Source organism: Pseudomonas sp. F007, assembly GCF_057814275.1.
The window spans coordinates 235867-251305 of record NZ_JBVATA010000004.1 but is presented as its reverse complement, the minus strand read 5'-3'; the positions used below and the strand labels follow the sequence as shown (position 1 = coordinate 251305).

At 56.0% G+C, this 15439-nt stretch carries 15 protein-coding genes and 2 pseudogenes; 11 read left to right on the top strand and 6 right to left on the bottom strand.

Annotation, left to right across the window (positions count from 1 at the left end; translation table 11 throughout):
- Nucleotides 1-128 precede the first annotated feature (128 nt).
- The 7 genes from ACZYR5_RS11305 (at nucleotide 129) to ACZYR5_RS11275 (ending at nucleotide 4807) form a co-directional block, all read left to right on the top strand.
- On the top strand, nucleotides 129-773 hold the full coding sequence (locus tag ACZYR5_RS11305) for a hypothetical protein (RefSeq protein WP_110660168.1): 645 nt from the start codon (nucleotides 129-131) through the stop codon (nucleotides 771-773).
- A gap of 77 nt (nucleotides 774-850) precedes the next feature.
- Nucleotides 851-2065 carry an amine dehydrogenase large subunit gene (locus ACZYR5_RS11300; protein WP_489089795.1) on the top strand — a complete coding sequence of 405 codons (1215 nt, stop codon included), beginning with the start codon at nucleotides 851-853 and terminating at the stop codon, nucleotides 2063-2065.
- Nucleotides 2059-2604 carry a MauE/DoxX family redox-associated membrane protein gene (locus ACZYR5_RS11295; protein ID WP_223457177.1) on the top strand — a complete coding sequence of 182 codons (546 nt, stop codon included), beginning with the start codon at nucleotides 2059-2061 and terminating at the stop codon, nucleotides 2602-2604. The genes ACZYR5_RS11300 and ACZYR5_RS11295 overlap by 7 nt, the downstream gene beginning before the upstream one ends.
- On the top strand, nucleotides 2601-3197 hold the full coding sequence (gene mauD, locus ACZYR5_RS11290; RefSeq protein ID WP_223457178.1) for a methylamine dehydrogenase accessory protein MauD: 597 nt from the start codon (nucleotides 2601-2603) through the stop codon (nucleotides 3195-3197). The genes ACZYR5_RS11295 and mauD overlap by 4 nt, the downstream gene beginning before the upstream one ends.
- A 26-nt stretch (nucleotides 3198-3223) precedes the next feature.
- Nucleotides 3224-3751: a methylamine dehydrogenase light chain gene (locus ACZYR5_RS11285; protein WP_489089796.1), complete on the top strand. Its 528-nt coding sequence runs from the start codon at nucleotides 3224-3226 to the stop codon at nucleotides 3749-3751.
- The gene (locus tag ACZYR5_RS11280) at nucleotides 3748-4191 is read left to right on the top strand and encodes a c-type cytochrome (protein ID WP_489089797.1); all 444 of its coding nucleotides are present in this window, start codon (nucleotides 3748-3750) and stop codon (nucleotides 4189-4191) included. Before ACZYR5_RS11285 ends, ACZYR5_RS11280 begins: the two co-directional genes overlap by 4 nt.
- A complete protein-coding gene (locus ACZYR5_RS11275; RefSeq protein ID WP_489089798.1) occupies nucleotides 4184-4807 on the top strand; it encodes a c-type cytochrome in 624 nt (207 codons plus the stop codon). Before ACZYR5_RS11280 ends, ACZYR5_RS11275 begins: the two co-directional genes overlap by 8 nt.
- A gap of 112 nt (nucleotides 4808-4919) precedes the next feature.
- On the opposite strand, the gene ACZYR5_RS11270 is transcribed toward ACZYR5_RS11275, so the two are convergent.
- From ACZYR5_RS11270 to ACZYR5_RS11260, 3 genes are all read right to left on the bottom strand, one after another.
- Nucleotides 4920-5693, bottom strand: a complete 774-nt coding sequence (locus tag ACZYR5_RS11270) for an SDR family oxidoreductase (RefSeq protein WP_489089799.1) — start codon at nucleotides 5691-5693, stop codon at nucleotides 4920-4922.
- 82 nt (nucleotides 5694-5775) lie between these two features.
- Nucleotides 5776-6699 (bottom strand): SDR family NAD(P)-dependent oxidoreductase, encoded by a 924-nt coding sequence (locus tag ACZYR5_RS11265; protein WP_223596786.1) that lies wholly within the window; start codon nucleotides 6697-6699, stop codon nucleotides 5776-5778.
- Nucleotides 6700-6757: 58 nt separating this feature from the next.
- Nucleotides 6758-8563 (bottom strand): acyl-CoA dehydrogenase, encoded by a 1806-nt coding sequence (locus ACZYR5_RS11260; RefSeq protein ID WP_489089800.1) that lies wholly within the window; start codon nucleotides 8561-8563, stop codon nucleotides 6758-6760.
- Between the two features lie 107 nt (nucleotides 8564-8670).
- On the opposite strand from ACZYR5_RS11260, the gene ACZYR5_RS11255 reads away from it, so the two are divergent.
- Complete coding sequence (locus tag ACZYR5_RS11255; protein ID WP_489089801.1) at nucleotides 8671-9507, top strand: helix-turn-helix domain-containing protein; 837 nt, start codon at nucleotides 8671-8673, stop codon at nucleotides 9505-9507.
- Nucleotides 9508-9872: 365 nt separating this feature from the next.
- Nucleotides 9873-10043, top strand: a pseudogene (locus ACZYR5_RS11250) (helix-turn-helix domain-containing protein); the annotation flags it as partial.
- Between the two features lie 2 nt (nucleotides 10044-10045).
- On the opposite strand, the pseudogene ACZYR5_RS11245 reads toward ACZYR5_RS11250, so the two are convergent.
- From ACZYR5_RS11245 to ACZYR5_RS11235, 3 genes and pseudogenes are all read right to left on the bottom strand, one after another.
- Nucleotides 10046-10376, bottom strand: a pseudogene (locus ACZYR5_RS11245) (Arm DNA-binding domain-containing protein); the annotation flags it as partial.
- 823 nt (nucleotides 10377-11199) lie between these two features.
- Nucleotides 11200-11409: a hypothetical protein gene (locus ACZYR5_RS11240; RefSeq protein ID WP_191625196.1), complete on the bottom strand. Its 210-nt coding sequence runs from the start codon at nucleotides 11407-11409 to the stop codon at nucleotides 11200-11202.
- A gap of 595 nt (nucleotides 11410-12004) precedes the next feature.
- On the bottom strand, nucleotides 12005-12931 hold the full coding sequence (locus ACZYR5_RS11235) for an alpha/beta hydrolase (protein ID WP_212625037.1): 927 nt from the start codon (nucleotides 12929-12931) through the stop codon (nucleotides 12005-12007).
- 121 nt (nucleotides 12932-13052) lie between these two features.
- On the opposite strand from ACZYR5_RS11235, the gene ACZYR5_RS11230 reads away from it, so the two are divergent.
- Together ACZYR5_RS11230 and ACZYR5_RS11225 are read left to right on the top strand one after the other, a co-directional pair.
- The gene (locus ACZYR5_RS11230) at nucleotides 13053-13991 is read left to right on the top strand and encodes a LysR family transcriptional regulator (protein WP_122597435.1); all 939 of its coding nucleotides are present in this window, start codon (nucleotides 13053-13055) and stop codon (nucleotides 13989-13991) included.
- 654 nt (nucleotides 13992-14645) lie between these two features.
- Nucleotides 14646-15416, top strand: a complete 771-nt coding sequence (locus ACZYR5_RS11225; RefSeq protein WP_212625036.1) for an SDR family oxidoreductase — start codon at nucleotides 14646-14648, stop codon at nucleotides 15414-15416.
- The last annotated feature ends 23 nt before the right edge of the window (nucleotides 15417-15439 follow it).

Genomic DNA, 15439 nt, shown 5'->3' with positions numbered 1-15439 from the left:
GGCCATCAGGTTATTCCCGTTTGCCGAGGAGGCCGATGACCTGCGCTGGCGCTGTTTAAGCCAGCCCATAGGCTGCAGTGCCGGTGGGTAATCAAATCCTCCCGGTCAAAACAAAAAGGACAGCGGCAATGTCTAGCAGAGATATGATGATTTACGCGGCTGTTTCGTCCCTTGTGTGGGTCGGGTTTTATTACGGATACCGCTTTCTAAAGTTGAAAAACGATATGTTGGGCTACGAGTGGTTCTTTCTGGCCGTGTCTGCAACCAACGTGATTTTAGATAAGGCCGGTGTCTTTGAATTTTCCGCCTATGTCTGGCATTACCTGGATACGTTTTCAAAATTATTTGGTGTCACCGTTATTGGTGCCATCGGATTAATGAAAGTGACGCATAACTTTGAATTGTCCAAAGGTAAGGAGATTCTGGTTTTTGTCGTCGCGCTTGTTCTCAGTTACGGCTTTGAAACGCTGGACTTCATGCGGGCGGCATTGCCGGTCGCTTCAATGTTGGCAGCCGTACTCTTTTTAATCTTCTGCGGTTGTATCGTGCAGCAAGCATTCAAATACAAGCTGATCTTGCACGGCTGGTTGATGATCGTGCTTATCGTCCTGAATCTGTTTGTCGCCGCTATCCAGGACTTCATGGTTCTGCCCAATGAAGACACTGCGGTGTTTTTCAATAAGTGGGTGATTGAAACCCTGGCCTGGTCGTTGATTTTTACAGAGATTTTCTATGTGTATCGCGCCCTGGCGCGCAAGAAGGGAATGGCATAGGCCCACCGTCATACACAGCGAGAAAACCCCGATCGCAGCCAACTTCAATAGCTTCTGGGTAGGTAGGTAATGTCGATATGTTCAAACGTTTAGCGTGCTATTTCATGCTGGGCACTTCACTGCAACTGCCCTTGGCACTGGCTGATATTGCGGTGGAGCAGGCCAGGGTCGAAACCCTGGCAGCCCATGACGGTCAGCATTGGTTCTGGGTATGGGGCAATCGAGCGCCGACGCAGATCGATGGTCGGGCCTTTTTGTTCGATGACAGCGGCAAGATGCTGGGCCAGCTCGATACCGGCTTCTGGTTCAACAGCCTGTTGCCTGCGCAGTCGCGTAATGAGTTGTTTTCCGTCGAAACCTATTTCAGTCGCGGCACCCGTGGAGCCCGCAGCGATATGGTGACGGTCTATGACCCGTTGACCCTCGCGCCCAAACGGGAGATCCCGATTCCGTCCAAGCGCATCAACGCCTTGGGCAATACGGGTTTGAGTGTGTTGTCGGACGACGAGCGTTTTCTCCTGGTGCTCAATTTCACCCCGGCGCAGTCCATCAGTATCGTCGATCTGGATGCCAATCGTTTTGTCAGCGAGGTGGAGACACCCGGCTGCGCCTCGATCTATCCGGCCGGCAAGCGTGACTTCTATGCCATCTGCGGCGACGGCGGATTTCTTCACCTGCGCCTGGGAGAACAAGGTCAGGTACTGATCCAGCAGCGCAGCAAACCGTTATTCGATCCGCTCAAGGACCTGCTGTCGACTTCGGCTTCGCGGATAGGTGACACCTGGTATTTCGTTTCTCGCGAAAGCCAGGTGTATGCCATTCAGATGGGCCCGGATCAGTTGCGCGTGTCCCGGCAGTGGTCGTTGCTTAGCGGGGATGAGCGAAAGGACGACTGGCGCATGAGCGGCATTCAGCACACCGCCGTACATGCAGCGAGCGGCCGATTGTTCGTGTTGATGCACCAAGGCGGGCCAGACACCTTCCAGGAGCCGGGCACCGAAGTCTGGGTCTTCGATGCGAACCAGGGCAAAAAAATCCTGACCATCAAACTGGCTGAGCAGAGCATCTCTATCGGCGTCAGTCCCGGCGTCCAGCCACGACTTTACAGCGTGGACTGGGTGCTGCAGATGCCCTGGCTGGCCAGTGCCTGGATTTATTTAACCGAGGGCCAGGATGGTGTGCTGCGTCGTCTGCAGCAGGACATCAATCTTTACGATGTCGAGAGCGGTGCGCACCTGCGCACCATCACCGGGCTGCCTTATGGATATCTGAACATGGTGCTGCCATGGTGATCGGCCTGCTCGGCGAACCGGTCTGGTTGACCGCCATAAGTGCCGGCATGGCCCTGCTGCTGGGGGTTGCAGGCTGGCACAAATTACGCGACACGCTTGGGTTCACGGCGGTGTTGCAGAGCTATGACGTGCTTGCGCAAGGGTTGGTTCGTCCTGTCGCCTTGCTGTTGCCTTGGCTTGAGATAGTCACCGCCGGCGGGTTGTTGGCTTTCCGGCAGCCCTTCGTTGTGTGGCTCGCGGCGGCGTTGTTGCTGACCTATGCGCTTGCAATGGCGCTGAGCCTGTTGCAGGGCCGGCGCATTGCCGACTGCGGTTGCCAGGCAGGCGCCCGCCGCCAGGCAGTCAGTTGGCCATTGGTATGGCGCAACCTGATTCTCATGCTCCTCACCCTGAATCTGCTGCTGCCGCCGAGCGGCCGCATCCTGGTTTTCTACGATTGGCTGGTGATTGGCTGCGTGGTGCTTACCGGCAGCGCCTTCTACCTTCTGGCCAATACCCTGATTGCTAACCAAAACTCTGCCAGAGAACTCTCTCTATGATTGAAGCACTGGTTGTTGCCATTAGTCTTTCCTGGTTGGCCATCATCGGTTTGTTGGTGACGGTGCTGGCCCTGACCCGGCAAATTGGTCTGCTGCACGAACGCATCCGCCCGGTAGGGGCGCTGTCGCTGGGCAAGGTGATCAAGGTCGGGGATGAGGCGCCAGTCTTCAATCTGCCGAGCCTGACCGGCGGTGCATTGAGTCTGGCTGGCTTCGATGCTGGCGGACTCTCCACACTGCTGTTCTTCCTTTCGCCGACGTGCCCGGTGTGCAAGACCTTGCTGCCGGTGCTCAAGTCGGCCCAGGCAAAGGAGCGAGCCTGGCTACGCGTGATCCTGGCCAGTGATGGTGACGAAGCCGAACAGTTGTCCTTCATTCGGCGTGAAGGGCTGAATGAGTTTCCGTATTTGCTCTCTCCCGAGGTTGGCATGGCTTACCAGATCGCCAAGCTGCCCTATGGGGTGTTGATTGATGCCTCGGGCAAGGTGACCGCACACGGCCTGATCAATACCCGCGAACATCTGGACAGCCTGTTCGAGGCGAAAAGCCTCGGCTACGCCACGGTTCAACAATTTCATGCGGCACATGGCTGAGTTGCCAGGCACACGCATCGAGGGCAATGACGATGGAAAACAATTGGCTTGATCAAGTGACCGAAAAACTCACCCGACAGACCGCTCGCAGCACGTCGCGTCGAGGTTTTCTCGGCGGCCTGGGCACCCTGTTGATCGGTGCGGGCGCCTTTACGCTGCTGCCGGTTTATCGCAACAGTGCCTTTGCCTCCACGGGCATTGCTGAAGAAGGCAATCCCAATAGCTGCGACTACTGGAGACATTGTGCGATCGACGGTTTTCTCTGTGGATGTTGCGGTGGCACGGCTAGCAGTTGTCCGCCTGGCACCGTGAAGTCGGACATCACCTGGATCGGCACCTGCCGAAACCCCGCGGACGGCAAGGACTACGTCATTTCCTACAACGACTGTTGTGGCAAAAGTAATTGTGGGCGCTGCATCTGCCAGCGAGATCAGGGCGACACGCCGATCTATCGGCCGCAGAGCTCGAACGATCTCAATTGGTGTACCGGCAGCCAGGCGAATGTGCCTTATCACTGCTCGCTGTCGGTCGTGATAGGAGTGAAGGAACAATGATTCGCGCAGTTGCTCTGGGGCTTCTCCTGTCCAGCAGCTGCATTTGGGCGACGGAGCCGGCTCAGGTCGATTACATGCTCAATTGTCAGGGTTGCCATTTACCAGATGGCAGCGGCTTTCCCGCACGACAGGTGCCAGATTTGCGTAATCGGATGGGCAGCTTTCTCAGTGTGCCGGGCGGTCGCGAGTATCTGGTGCAGGTGCCGGGGACCGCCCAGACGGCGCTGCCCGATTCTGATCTGGCACGCTTGCTGAACTGGATGCTCGGCAGCTTCAGTGCGGCACAGATACCGGCGGATTTTCAACCCTATACCGCTGCTGAAGTAGGCACCTTGCGTCAGTATCCCCTGGCCAGCCCATCAGTCATTCAAGCGCATCTGCTTGAACAGATCGTTCAGCGTGAGCAACAGCAGCACAGTGGAGCATTCGCAGATGAATAAGATGACCAGCCTGGCCTTACTGTTTCTGGCTCCGCTCGCCACCCAGGCGACGGAGGCGCCCACTGCAGCACTGAGTGCAACCTGTGCGGTGTGCCACGGCGCAGAAGGCCAGGGTAATCAGGCGTTGGGCGCACCGCGCCTGGCGGGGCAGAACGTACAATATCTGGCTCGTCAGCTGCTGAATTTCAAAGCCGGCCGGCGCGGTTACGCTCAACAGGATCAGGCGGGGCAGAGCATGCGTGCGATTACCCTGAGCCTCAGTGAAGAGCAGCTTGCCAGTCTGGCCGCGTACTACGCCGGTCTGCAACTGGCCAAGGCGCCACAGTCTGACAGTGCCACTGCCAAAGTTGGCGCAGCACGCTATCAGGATACCTGTGCGGCTTGCCACGGCCAATTTGCCCAAGGTTATGCACACCTGCAGGCACCTGATTTGCGAATCCTTGACGGCTGGTATATCGATCAGCAGCTGAACAATTACGCTCAGGGTTGGCGGGGGGCAGATGAGTATTCCGATATCCAGGGCAAGTGGATGCAAGCCATTGCTACCCAGATCAATAACAAAGAACGGCAAGCCGTGGTCGACTTCATAGGAACACTGGGCGTTGATCCAAAGTAAGTCAACCCGCCAAAGCTGACGCTGTTATCCGTGAGCCCTCCGCTGCCAGCGGAGGGGGCTTTCTATTGCGGCTTGTCACAGAGTCTCATGAGTATCGCTGAAATCTATTTGATCAACCGGCGGCTGCGACCAGACCACCGTCCAGAGCCAGCGTATGTCCGGTGATCCAGGAAGAGGCCCTGGATGCCAGGAAGATGGCAGCGCCAGCCATATCGTCCTGATTGCCAAGACGCCCCCTCGGGACCGTGGCCATGATTGAGCCTATATCTTGCTCAACCGCGTAAGCCGTCATTTTCGTGTGAAAAAAGCCGGGCGCGATTGCGTTGACATTGATATGAGCGGGAGCCAGATCAACCGCGAGATGCCGGGTCAGGTGGATCAGGCCAGCCTTGCTGGCGGAGTACGCATAGTTATCGACGCCGGGATTTACCAGGCCGTTGACCGAGGCAATATTGATCACCCGTGACGGACTATCTGCTTTGGCAGCAGTCTTGAGCAGGCCAAGTAGACGCTGCGTCAAAAAGAACGGTGACTTCAGATTCAGATCCACAACCTTGTCCCAACCCGCCTCTGGATACACGGAAAACTCCGCGCCCCAGGTAGCGCCGGCATTGTTAACCAGGATGTCCAGGCCGGACTCACGCTTGCCAATCTCATCGACCAAAAACTCGATGCCCTCCAGGCTGGAGAGGTCAGCACGGATCGCAACGCACTCGCCAAGGCTTGCAACAGCGTTGGTAAAATTCGCCAGCTCATCCTGATTTCGCGATGAAATGTACACCTTGACCCCGCATTGGAGGTACGCCCGCGCGATCATCGCGCCAATCCCTCGCGCCCCACCGGTGACCAGCGCCACCCGACCTTGCAAACTGAATAAATCCTGCATACTGCCTCCGAGAAAAACGCGCTCGTCCGTCAACCAGACAAGCGCAGAAATTGAATTGGATGCGCCGCTCAGGCGTGCGATCTCATTGATTGCCGAAGCTGGCGGCAGCCTTGGACAGGAACTTTTCTGTCTGCTTGAAGCCCGCCTCCAGGGCGCATTGATCTGTGGTGTCACAGATAACGTCCCAGGTCGCCAGCACACTCTCAGGGGTCTGCAAGGCAGGTGGGAGGAACACGCCATTGGTCTCGAAAATCCGCGTAGTGGCATAGCCACCTGCACCGGCACAGAGGATCGTGCGCTGCGGTGCACCCTCGTGGCACAGCATTAGCGCGCCTGCGGTAACCGACTCAGGGGTCAAGAGTTCAAGTACCGTCTTGTCCAATAGATCTTCGGTCATGCGGGTGGCGGCAGTGGGGGCCAGCGCATTGACCCGGATATCGTGTTTCTGTCCCTCCAGCGCCAAGGTATTCATGAGCCCTACAACCGCCATCTTGGCCGCACCGTAATTCGACTGACCGAAATTGCCGTAGAGACCGGAAGAGGAGGTGGTCATGACAATTCGCCCATAGTTCTGCGCCCGCATGATTTCCCAGACGGCCTTGGTGCAGTTGACCGAGCCCATCAGGTGCACGTCCATCACCAGCCTGAAGTCGGCCAGGTCCATCCTGGAGAAGCTTTTATCGCGAAGTATTCCGGCGTTGTTGAGCAGAATATCGACCCGCCCCCAACGCTCCATGACCTGCGCGACCATCGCCTCGACTTCAGAAAAGTTGGCAACATTGGCGCCGTTGGCAATGGCTTCGCCGCCCATGGCCTGGATTTGCGCAACCACCTCGTCTGCAGCCTGCAACGAGTTACCCGCGCCGTCACGGGCGCCTCCCAGATCATTCACCACCACCTTGGCACCGCGCCTGGCCAATGCCAGCGCATGGGAGCGTCCGAGTCCGTTTCCGGCTCCGGTGACGATGGCGACACGCCCAGTGAAATCGATACTTTGCTGACTCATATGAAACCTCTGCGATTGATACGGTTATTCAACGGACAAACCAGGTACGCCGCAGCCATCAAAACCACTCTTCTCGGGCCATGTAGAAGGCATCTTCGAAGTCGCACAGAATCTGTTTCCAGACCTGTATCTCTGGCAGTTCGTAGGCGTAGAAGTATTTGAGGGCTTGCAACTTGCCCAGGTAGAAGTTTCGGTCATCCTCATGCGGATCCCTGGCCAGGCCAGCGCTCGCGGCTATGCCTTGCTTGAGCCACATCCAGGCCACAACCACGTTGCCAAACAGCTCCAGGTACTTGACCGAATTGGCCAGCGCCAAGTCGATGTGCAGTTTCTGCATGCCGCCAAGAACAGCACCGGTGGTTTCCTCAAGCACTTGAATGGCGACCAGAAGCGCAGCCGCAGGCTCCTGCAATGCCGGGTGCTGGGTGGCCGTCTCAATGTCGTCACGCATCCTGCTGATACAGTTCGTGTATCCGGCCATATTGTCGGCGGGCACCTTGCGTGCGAGCAGGTCAAGCGACTGCACGCCATAGGTGCCCTCATGGATCGAGTTGAGGCGGTTATCGCGGTAGAACATCTCGACCGGATGCTCATTGGTATAGCCATGTCCACCCAACACCTGAATCGCAAGGCTATTGGCGCGCGGACCATATTCGGATGGCCAGGACTTGATGATCGGCGTCAGGAAATCCAGCAGTACCTTTGCGCTTCTGCGCTCGGCCTCGTCAGGAGCAGTGCGCACGTCGTCAGCCAGTTGTGCACCGAACAGACACAGGCTGTAGGCACCTTCGGCATAGGCCTTCTGTGCCAACAGCATGCGTCGCACATCCGCATGCTCAATGATCCGCACGGGCGCAGAGAGCGGATCCCTGGACGAAGGTAAACGCCCCTGTCGCCGCTCCTTCGCGTAGTCGAGGGAGTACTGATAACCGCTCAAAGCTGTGAGTGCGGCGCTGGTTCCGACCATGATGCGTGCCTCATTCATCATGTGGAACATGTAGCGAATACCCTGATTCTCCTCACCTACCAGGTAGCCGATCGAGCCGCCCTGTTCACCGAAGTTGATCGCACAGGAGGTTTGCCCGCGCCCACCCATCTTGTGGAACAAGCCAGCCAGGCTCACATCATTGCGGCTGCCGACCGCACCTGTTTCATCGACCAGATACTTGGGAACAATGAACAGGGATACGCCCTTAATGCCCTTGGGCGCGCCTTTGATCCTTGCCAGGACGAGGTGAACAATATTTTCGCTAAGGTTGTGATCACCGCCAGAAATGAAGATCTTGTTGCCAGTAATCAGGTAACGACCCTCTTCAGTCCTGGTCGCGCTGGTCGTCAGGTCTGCCAACCCCGAGCCCGCCGACGGCTCGGTCATGGCCATGGTTCCGGCGAACCGGCCCTGACGCATCGGCACGACCCACTTCTCGATCTGTTCGGGCGTGCCGTGGGCCTCGATAAGATTGCAGTTGGCATTGGTCAGACTGGTGTAACCCAGTGTGGTGCTGCCAGCAGCTGACAGGAAAGAAGTGGCCACACTTGCAACAATGGCCGGCAATTGCATGCCACCCCATTCATAATCGGCTTCCGGGCAAGCGAGCCCAGATTCGATAACTGCATCGATTGCAGGTTTGATCTCGGGAAGCATGTGCACCTGCTTGCCGTCGAACGTAGGCTGTTGCACATCCACCTTCTGCCGGATTGGCAGGAAATAGCGTTCCGCGATCTTGCGCCCGGTTTCGATTGCCGCCAGATAAGTTTCCCTGCTGTGCTCGGCATAACGCGGGCGGGCGGTCAGGGCTTGCGCATGGAACAACTCGAACAGATAGAAATGCAGATCTCTGACGTTTAGTATGGAGGCCGCCATGGTATTACTCCGCGAAGAATGGACGAGACCCGCCCATTTTGCCGAGGCCGGCCCCAGTCACCACGACATGGGATGTCTGATAGAAGAGATTTCTCGCAACAATGGACATGGCCGAGACACAACACTTACAGCGCTTTGCTGACTTTCTCAGGTTCTGGCGCGGAGTCTTCGGGCTGAGCCAGGAGCAACTGGCCGAAATGGTCGGCACCTCGACTCGACATGTCAGTCGCCTGGAAAACGGGATAAGCAAGCCAAGTGAGGTGCTGACCGACCAAATCGCGGACGCGCTAAAGCTTGGCCGCAGGGATCGCAGCCATCTGCGCATTGCTGCGGGCTACGCGACCAATGAAATAGCGCAGGACTTTCACAGCCCGGATCTCAAGTGGTTAAGGTCTGCAATGCTCAGAACATTGCAGACACTGGATCCGTATCCATCCACCCTGACTGATGGCGCGGGCAATATCCTGATGGTCAACAAGGCCTGGGTAGGCTTCTATCAGGACAAAGTCGATACCGAGCGGCTCAGGCAAACTGTCAACTTGTATGACTTTCTGTTCAACGACGGCAGCGATGGCGCGCTGAGCGAGGAATGGCAAGACGCATTGTCGTTGGTGATCATGGCGTTCAAGCAGCATGTCATGCTCAACGGCAGCGATCAGGAAAATCAGACCCTGAAGCGCATTCTTGACTACCCCAACGTTCCAACTGACTGGAAAATACGCGCCTCCAGACTCGAGCCCAGAGCCAGCTTCAAAGTCAAAATTCAGCATCAGGGAATGGTCAGGGGCTTCTATAGTGTCAGCCAGATGGTTGGCGCACTTGGCCCGGCGGCCTACATGACCGAACCTAGGCTCAGCATCAACACCCTCTATCCCGAAGATGCCGCACTGAGCCTTGAAAAGCTGCTGCTTACCCCCCTAGAACATCCCCTGCTGTTCTACTGAGTGGCAGCCGCTCAACCGCATGGTTAACGCCATTGGCACAATCAATTCAGCGTCCTGATACTAGAGAACGGCTACGGTTTTTGAACCATGTAGCCGATGGGCTATGTCGAGGTTGGTGCCACAAACTCCATAGCCCCCACTAATCAACATTGCCATCGCTGGATGACTGCTCTTGGTCGATTCTGTGGAAAAAGTTGGCTTCGGTTTCCACTGCAAAAAAGTGCGCGTCTGAGATTGAAATTCGTGTTTTGCGCAGAAGGTTCAGGGCTCAGATTTGATGTGGCAGCGCGCAAAAAAGGTGTTTTCACCGCTCAATGCATGGCTACGTCCAATTTCAGAGCGTAACTTCCACCGAAACCGCAAGACATGCTTCGGCGCTTCGCGTCGATGAACTTGCGGCCTGTGTGCAGATGAGCACTCCGACCTTTCACCACCACTTCCGTCAACTCGCCGGAATGAGCCCTCTGCAGTACCAAAAATGGCTGCGACTGAATGAAGCAAGGCGGTTGATGCACAATGAACACCAGGACGTATCCATTGACGTCTTTACTTGTCCGGCCTCTACCTTAGTAGTGGCGTATGCCTGTGCCTTGGCTGTTTTCGTTTGCTCGTTGGGATTGATCTGCTCATCAATGAGCGCTCGAGCCTGGTTGCGGGCCTTGCGGATGTCCGTCAGGGATTTGCGTGGCCAGGACGCCGCAGGCGTACTCTTTGTTCTGGTCGCCCCAGCGAAAACGATAGAAAAAGCTGACCGACACGCCGTCCTTGCGCACAGAGATTCGACCGGCCAGATTGCCGTCCTCCCGGAGGATGCGGCCGGCATCGTTGGCGGTCAGCGACTTGAGTTCCTTGATGGTGATTTTGGCCATGAAATGGACTCCCCCTACTTTTACCCCCACAAAAACGTCGGCTCTTGATGGACGTTACTGGACTCTCGTAGAGCAGAACACCGCTGGAGTTCAAGTAAATACTCGCTTTAAAAAATCCAGAGTAAAATTTTGGAAGCTTTCAAGAAGTATGAAAAAGGAGATGGGGTGCTAGGGGGCGAGTGTTCGAATCACTCCGTCCCGACCATATAATTCAAGGGGTTGCGAGATTTTATCTCGCGACCCTTTTTTATGTTTGGTCGTTTTTACCCCCACAAAACCACCGGCTCTGGGTGGAATCCTCACGGCTTCCGCGTGGGCGGACGCAGGCTTTGGCGCTCACGCGTGGTCTCTTTACCAATGTTGTTTGGTCTTTCTCTTCGGTCCTGACGTTTTTGAGTGTTTAAGACTATTTTCCTGCTTATTGAGAACTACATACGGGTCAACCATCAGCTTGTTTATCTCAGGTCGCTCGGGTCATCCTGCGTACCCGGTAGTTAGGCTTGGGCGGCACTGGGATCGTATAGCCGTCGGGGACTAGACTGCGTAGGTCATAGCCCATCATGAATAATCCAGCTTCAAAGGCGTGGCAGCGGTCTACCAGCTGAGGCTGCTTGGCGAATAGTTCGGACCCTTCTAGTACCGCGCGGATGATCCAACCTAATTGGAGCTGGCGCCGTGCCCAAAGGTGGTGACTGGTGGTGGAGAGTTGCGGTGTACCGTTGTAGCCAAGCATTAAGTGTTTTGGGTTTCGAATCTGGTCGCCGATCCCTGGCCCCCAGGCGAAGTCCACTACCTGCGGCGCAGTGGTGCCGGTGCCTTGGCGTTACAGGCAGTAGAGCAGCGCGATGGCGGCACCGACCCGGCCGTCATAGATTGGAGAGCCAGTGGTGTCGAGCAGGGCATGGATCTTAGTCATGCCCGAGTCGAATCTTAGGATGTTCTGCTTGGTGAGGTGGTTGAGCTGCTGCTTGCGGTCCAGCGCGAGAAGCGCCTGGCACTGCTTTAGGTAATTCATCAAGTTCTTGTCGTGCATTTGATTCTTGAGGAATCCGACGGCGCCATCGACTTTTCCCCACGCTAGGATCGCTTCGCAGGCTCCATGCGTGGCGAACTCATCGCGGGCGCGAACCGCCAAACGCAAGCGAATGCGCAGCCGGCGCAGCTCCGCCTTGACCGTCTCCCAATTCCCGCCCCACTGGTATTCGCCGCTTCGATAGGTTGAACCTTGCAGTCGATCGCGTTGCGCACGAGCCTACTGCGCGCGACCTTCAGATGTACTGGAAGAGTGGGAAGGTTTTCGATTAGCCACTCGATGAGGCCGAGCATGTCCGGTTGCTCGAGAAACTGCTTGCGATTCATTCCATGGTGCCTGGTCGCGCCGTGATGCGGATGATGCTCTAAGGTGGCGCACGACGGGGTAGACTCGGGGATTGATCGTGCTGCGGTCTCGTGTCACCGGAAAAACCATGTTCTGAGTTCAGTGGACATGACCTGCCAAGAAGGGGGGGTAAGTGACAAGAGTTGGGCAGGGCGCTTGCTCAGGTTTTTTATTAGCCTGATGAAGCTTTTGTGGAACAGCATTAGTAAAACCGCGACAGCAGGAAAAGCCATCGCGGTTGTTCTGCGTTTTAGCGGTTAGCGTTGGCCAAGCCAGCCTCGATGAAGCGAACGGAACTTTCCATAGCCTGCTGACCTTCTGGCAGCATGGTGGCGTAGAAGTGCCAGGCGTGGAACATCGCAGGCCATACTTCCAGGTTCACGCGAACCCGGTTATCAGCCAGGTGAGTTGCAAGGCGCATTGCATCACTCAACATCAGCTCGTTCTCGCCGATCTGCACCAAGATTGGTGGAAGACCGGTGACGTCCGCGAACACAGGTGAGGCCAGAGGATGATTGGCCAATGTGTCGCCTAGGAATGCTCTGGCGAGGATGTCCAAGACAGGCTTGGAGTTCAGAGGATCCAGACCTTCACGGTTGCTCATGGAAGCACCGGTGTGTTCAAGGTTCGCCCATGGTGAGATGGAGGAGCCAACCGCAGGCAATGGAAGCCCTTTCGATTTAGCCGCGACCATGACGCTGACGACCATTGCGCCGCCAGCCGACTCGCCAGAGAACGCAATTTTGTTAGCCGGGATTTTCTGCTCAAGCAACCATTCGTAAGCGCGCAATGTGTCGTCAATTGATGCTGGGAACTTGTGCTCAGGAGCGAGGCGGTAGTCCGGCATGTACACACGAGCACCGAGCATTTTCGCGTAGTTGCCGCCGATACCGTGGTAGCCGTCTGGACGTCCTACAATGTAGGCGCCGCCGTGGATGTACATCACGACCGCGTCGGTTTTGATCTCGTCCGGAGTAACCAGTGTGCCTGGTACGCCACCCATGTCGACTGCTTCGAATTTAACGCCAGCTGGCGCTGGATTTTGCGCGAGCATTTTTGCGTAAGAGTCGCGGATGTCGCTCATTTTTGTGGTGGTATCGATTCCCTTAAGAACGGGTACCAGATCGCTAAGGCTATTGGCCCAGGTTTGGACGGCTGCTTGGACTTTAGTGTTCATAATGACCTCAATTGATCGTTGGGAGTGGATTAGCTAATTGAGATACTATGCTTAGTATTGGGGAATAGGGTTCCCCATAACAGGTGCTAAGCCGCCCGAACGTTGAGACCACCGAGGCCCTATGGAACTCCATAACCTGAATGATATTGCCGCGTTTGTGAGCTCGGTAAACGCTGGAAGCTTCACTGCGGCGGCAAAACAGCTTGGCCTTACGCGCTCTGCAGTGGGGAAGTCGATAGTCAGGCTCGAGGCTCGTTTACAGGTACGTTTACTGAATCGCACTACGCGCAGTTTAAGCATGACGGATGACGGCCAGGTTCTGTATGAGCGCTGTGTGGGCGTTCTTCAGGATCTGGACGACGTGGAGGATGCCCTTGCGTTTCGTCGTTCGACACCCAGTGGGCGACTGCGGATGAGTCTGCCGGTTGCGCTGGGCAGACTTCATGTCCTTCAGCACATTGAGTGCTGCCTTAAGGATTGGCCCTCCCTGAGTGTGGATATCACCTTTTCTGACAGGCTGGTCGATCTGATCGATGAGGGATTTGATTTGGCCATGCGCATCGGGCCACCGAAGGAAGATTCTCGGTTGTTAACGCGCACTGTGGCCTACCAACAAATGATTACCTGCGCTTCCCCCAAATATTTGGCTGAGCATGCCGAGCCTAAAACGCCGGAGGATTTATCCGAGCACCAGTGCCTGCATTTCGTGAGCGGTGGGAGATTGCTTCCTTGGAATTTTCGCGTGAATGGTAGCTCTGTGTCCGTTACTCATGGTGGAAGGCTACAGATGGACAGTGCTGAGTCATTACACCAGTCAGCTGTAGCTGGCCTGGGCATCGCGACTCTTCCTTCCTACGTGGTGAACGACGATTTGAGGAGCGGCAAGCTTGTTCAATTGCTCGCTGGGTATGCAGAGGCCGCAGAGCCTATTCGGGTGATCTACCCTAGCAAGCGGCACCTCTCTCCAAAAATTCGACTCTTCATCGATAAGCTCGTGGAGGCTTGGTCACCATGCCCACCATGGGATCAGCATTCTGCGGAAGGCATTCATTCTGCCTGACCCGTGAGTGAAGCCCGCACGACTAGTCGATACCCAACATATGCATCGCGTATTCATTTCACTTGAGCACCGACTTCCAGGCGTGGGCACTGCGCCCGTATTCCGTGCATCTGCCAAAGGAGCTGGTGCCTCATAGGCTTAGTGCGCCGGTGTTTTCCACATCCTCAATATGATTGGCGCAGATGCTCATGACTGCGTTTCGTCGGAACTACTGGCGCTCCTTGCTGGGGAAGTGACCATGCAGACCGCTTGACAGCGGTCAAATATCCGAATAAAAATGAAGCGCTTCATAAATATCTCTTTCGAGAATAAATACAAAAATAGAGTCGTGAAAAAACCACAGATTTTGTTGGCTTAGGTCCGCAGGCTGTGAGAATGAAACGATTCATATTTGCCGTTTTCCTAGGCAAGTCTGGAGATCATAATGATCACTGCATCATTAGCCTTCGCTCGGTCAACGACGCAGGCTGCCCTCGCCACTCTCTTACCTAAAGTCACAGACCGCTCCGGCACGGGGGCACTGGCTTCGCCACGCAAATCTCCTAAAACCACCCGCCTAAATGAGTCCAAAATTTTCGGTCAGCCAGTGCGGCATCGGACGCGTTTGAGCATCACCGCCTCTTGTTTCTGTTTTTTCAGCGCGGGGAATTTGGCATGACGAATCTTCGACATTCAGGACGCACAGTTCTCATTACCGGGGCAGGAGGGGGCATCGGTGCCTCAATTGCACGGCTGTACTGCGAGGAGGGCGCGCGGGTTGCCTTGGTAGATTTCGACGAACAGTCAGTTTCCGAGCTTTCCCGGCAACTCAGTGCTGCCGGACATTTGGTGGCTTGGGCTAAAGCTGACGTATCAGATTTCGCTCAATGCAGTCGAGCCTGTCTTGAGCTTAGTGAGCAGCTCGGCCCGATCGACACCTTGATCAACAATGCAGGCGTGTCACCCAAACATCAGGGCGCACCCGCACCGATTTGGGAAATGGATCCTCTGGAATGGGAAAGGGTCGTCGGCATCAACCTCACTGGCTCGTTCAACCTGGTTAGGGCAATCGCGCCGGGAATGGTTGAGCGCGGCTTTGGAAGAATCGTGAACATGTCTTCCGTCGCCGGTAGCGCCTATTTGCCTATTGTCGCGGCGCATTACAGCGCTACTAAAGCCGCGATTATCGGTTTTACCCGTCACCTGGCAGGCGAGCTCGGGCCCTATGGCATTACTGCAAACGCACTGGCTCCGGGACGAATCGAAACGCCGCTTCTTAAAACCGTTTCTGCGCAGGCGAACCAGGCAGTCGTTGATGAGACTCCGTTGGGCCGTCTTGGAACGCCACTTGAGGTAGCTAAAGCAGCATGCTTTTTGACTTCAAACGACAGCGACTTCATCACGGGCCAAGTTTTGGATGTGGCGGGTGGCTGGTTGATGCGCTGATCCATCCGGGCTCGTATTCAACG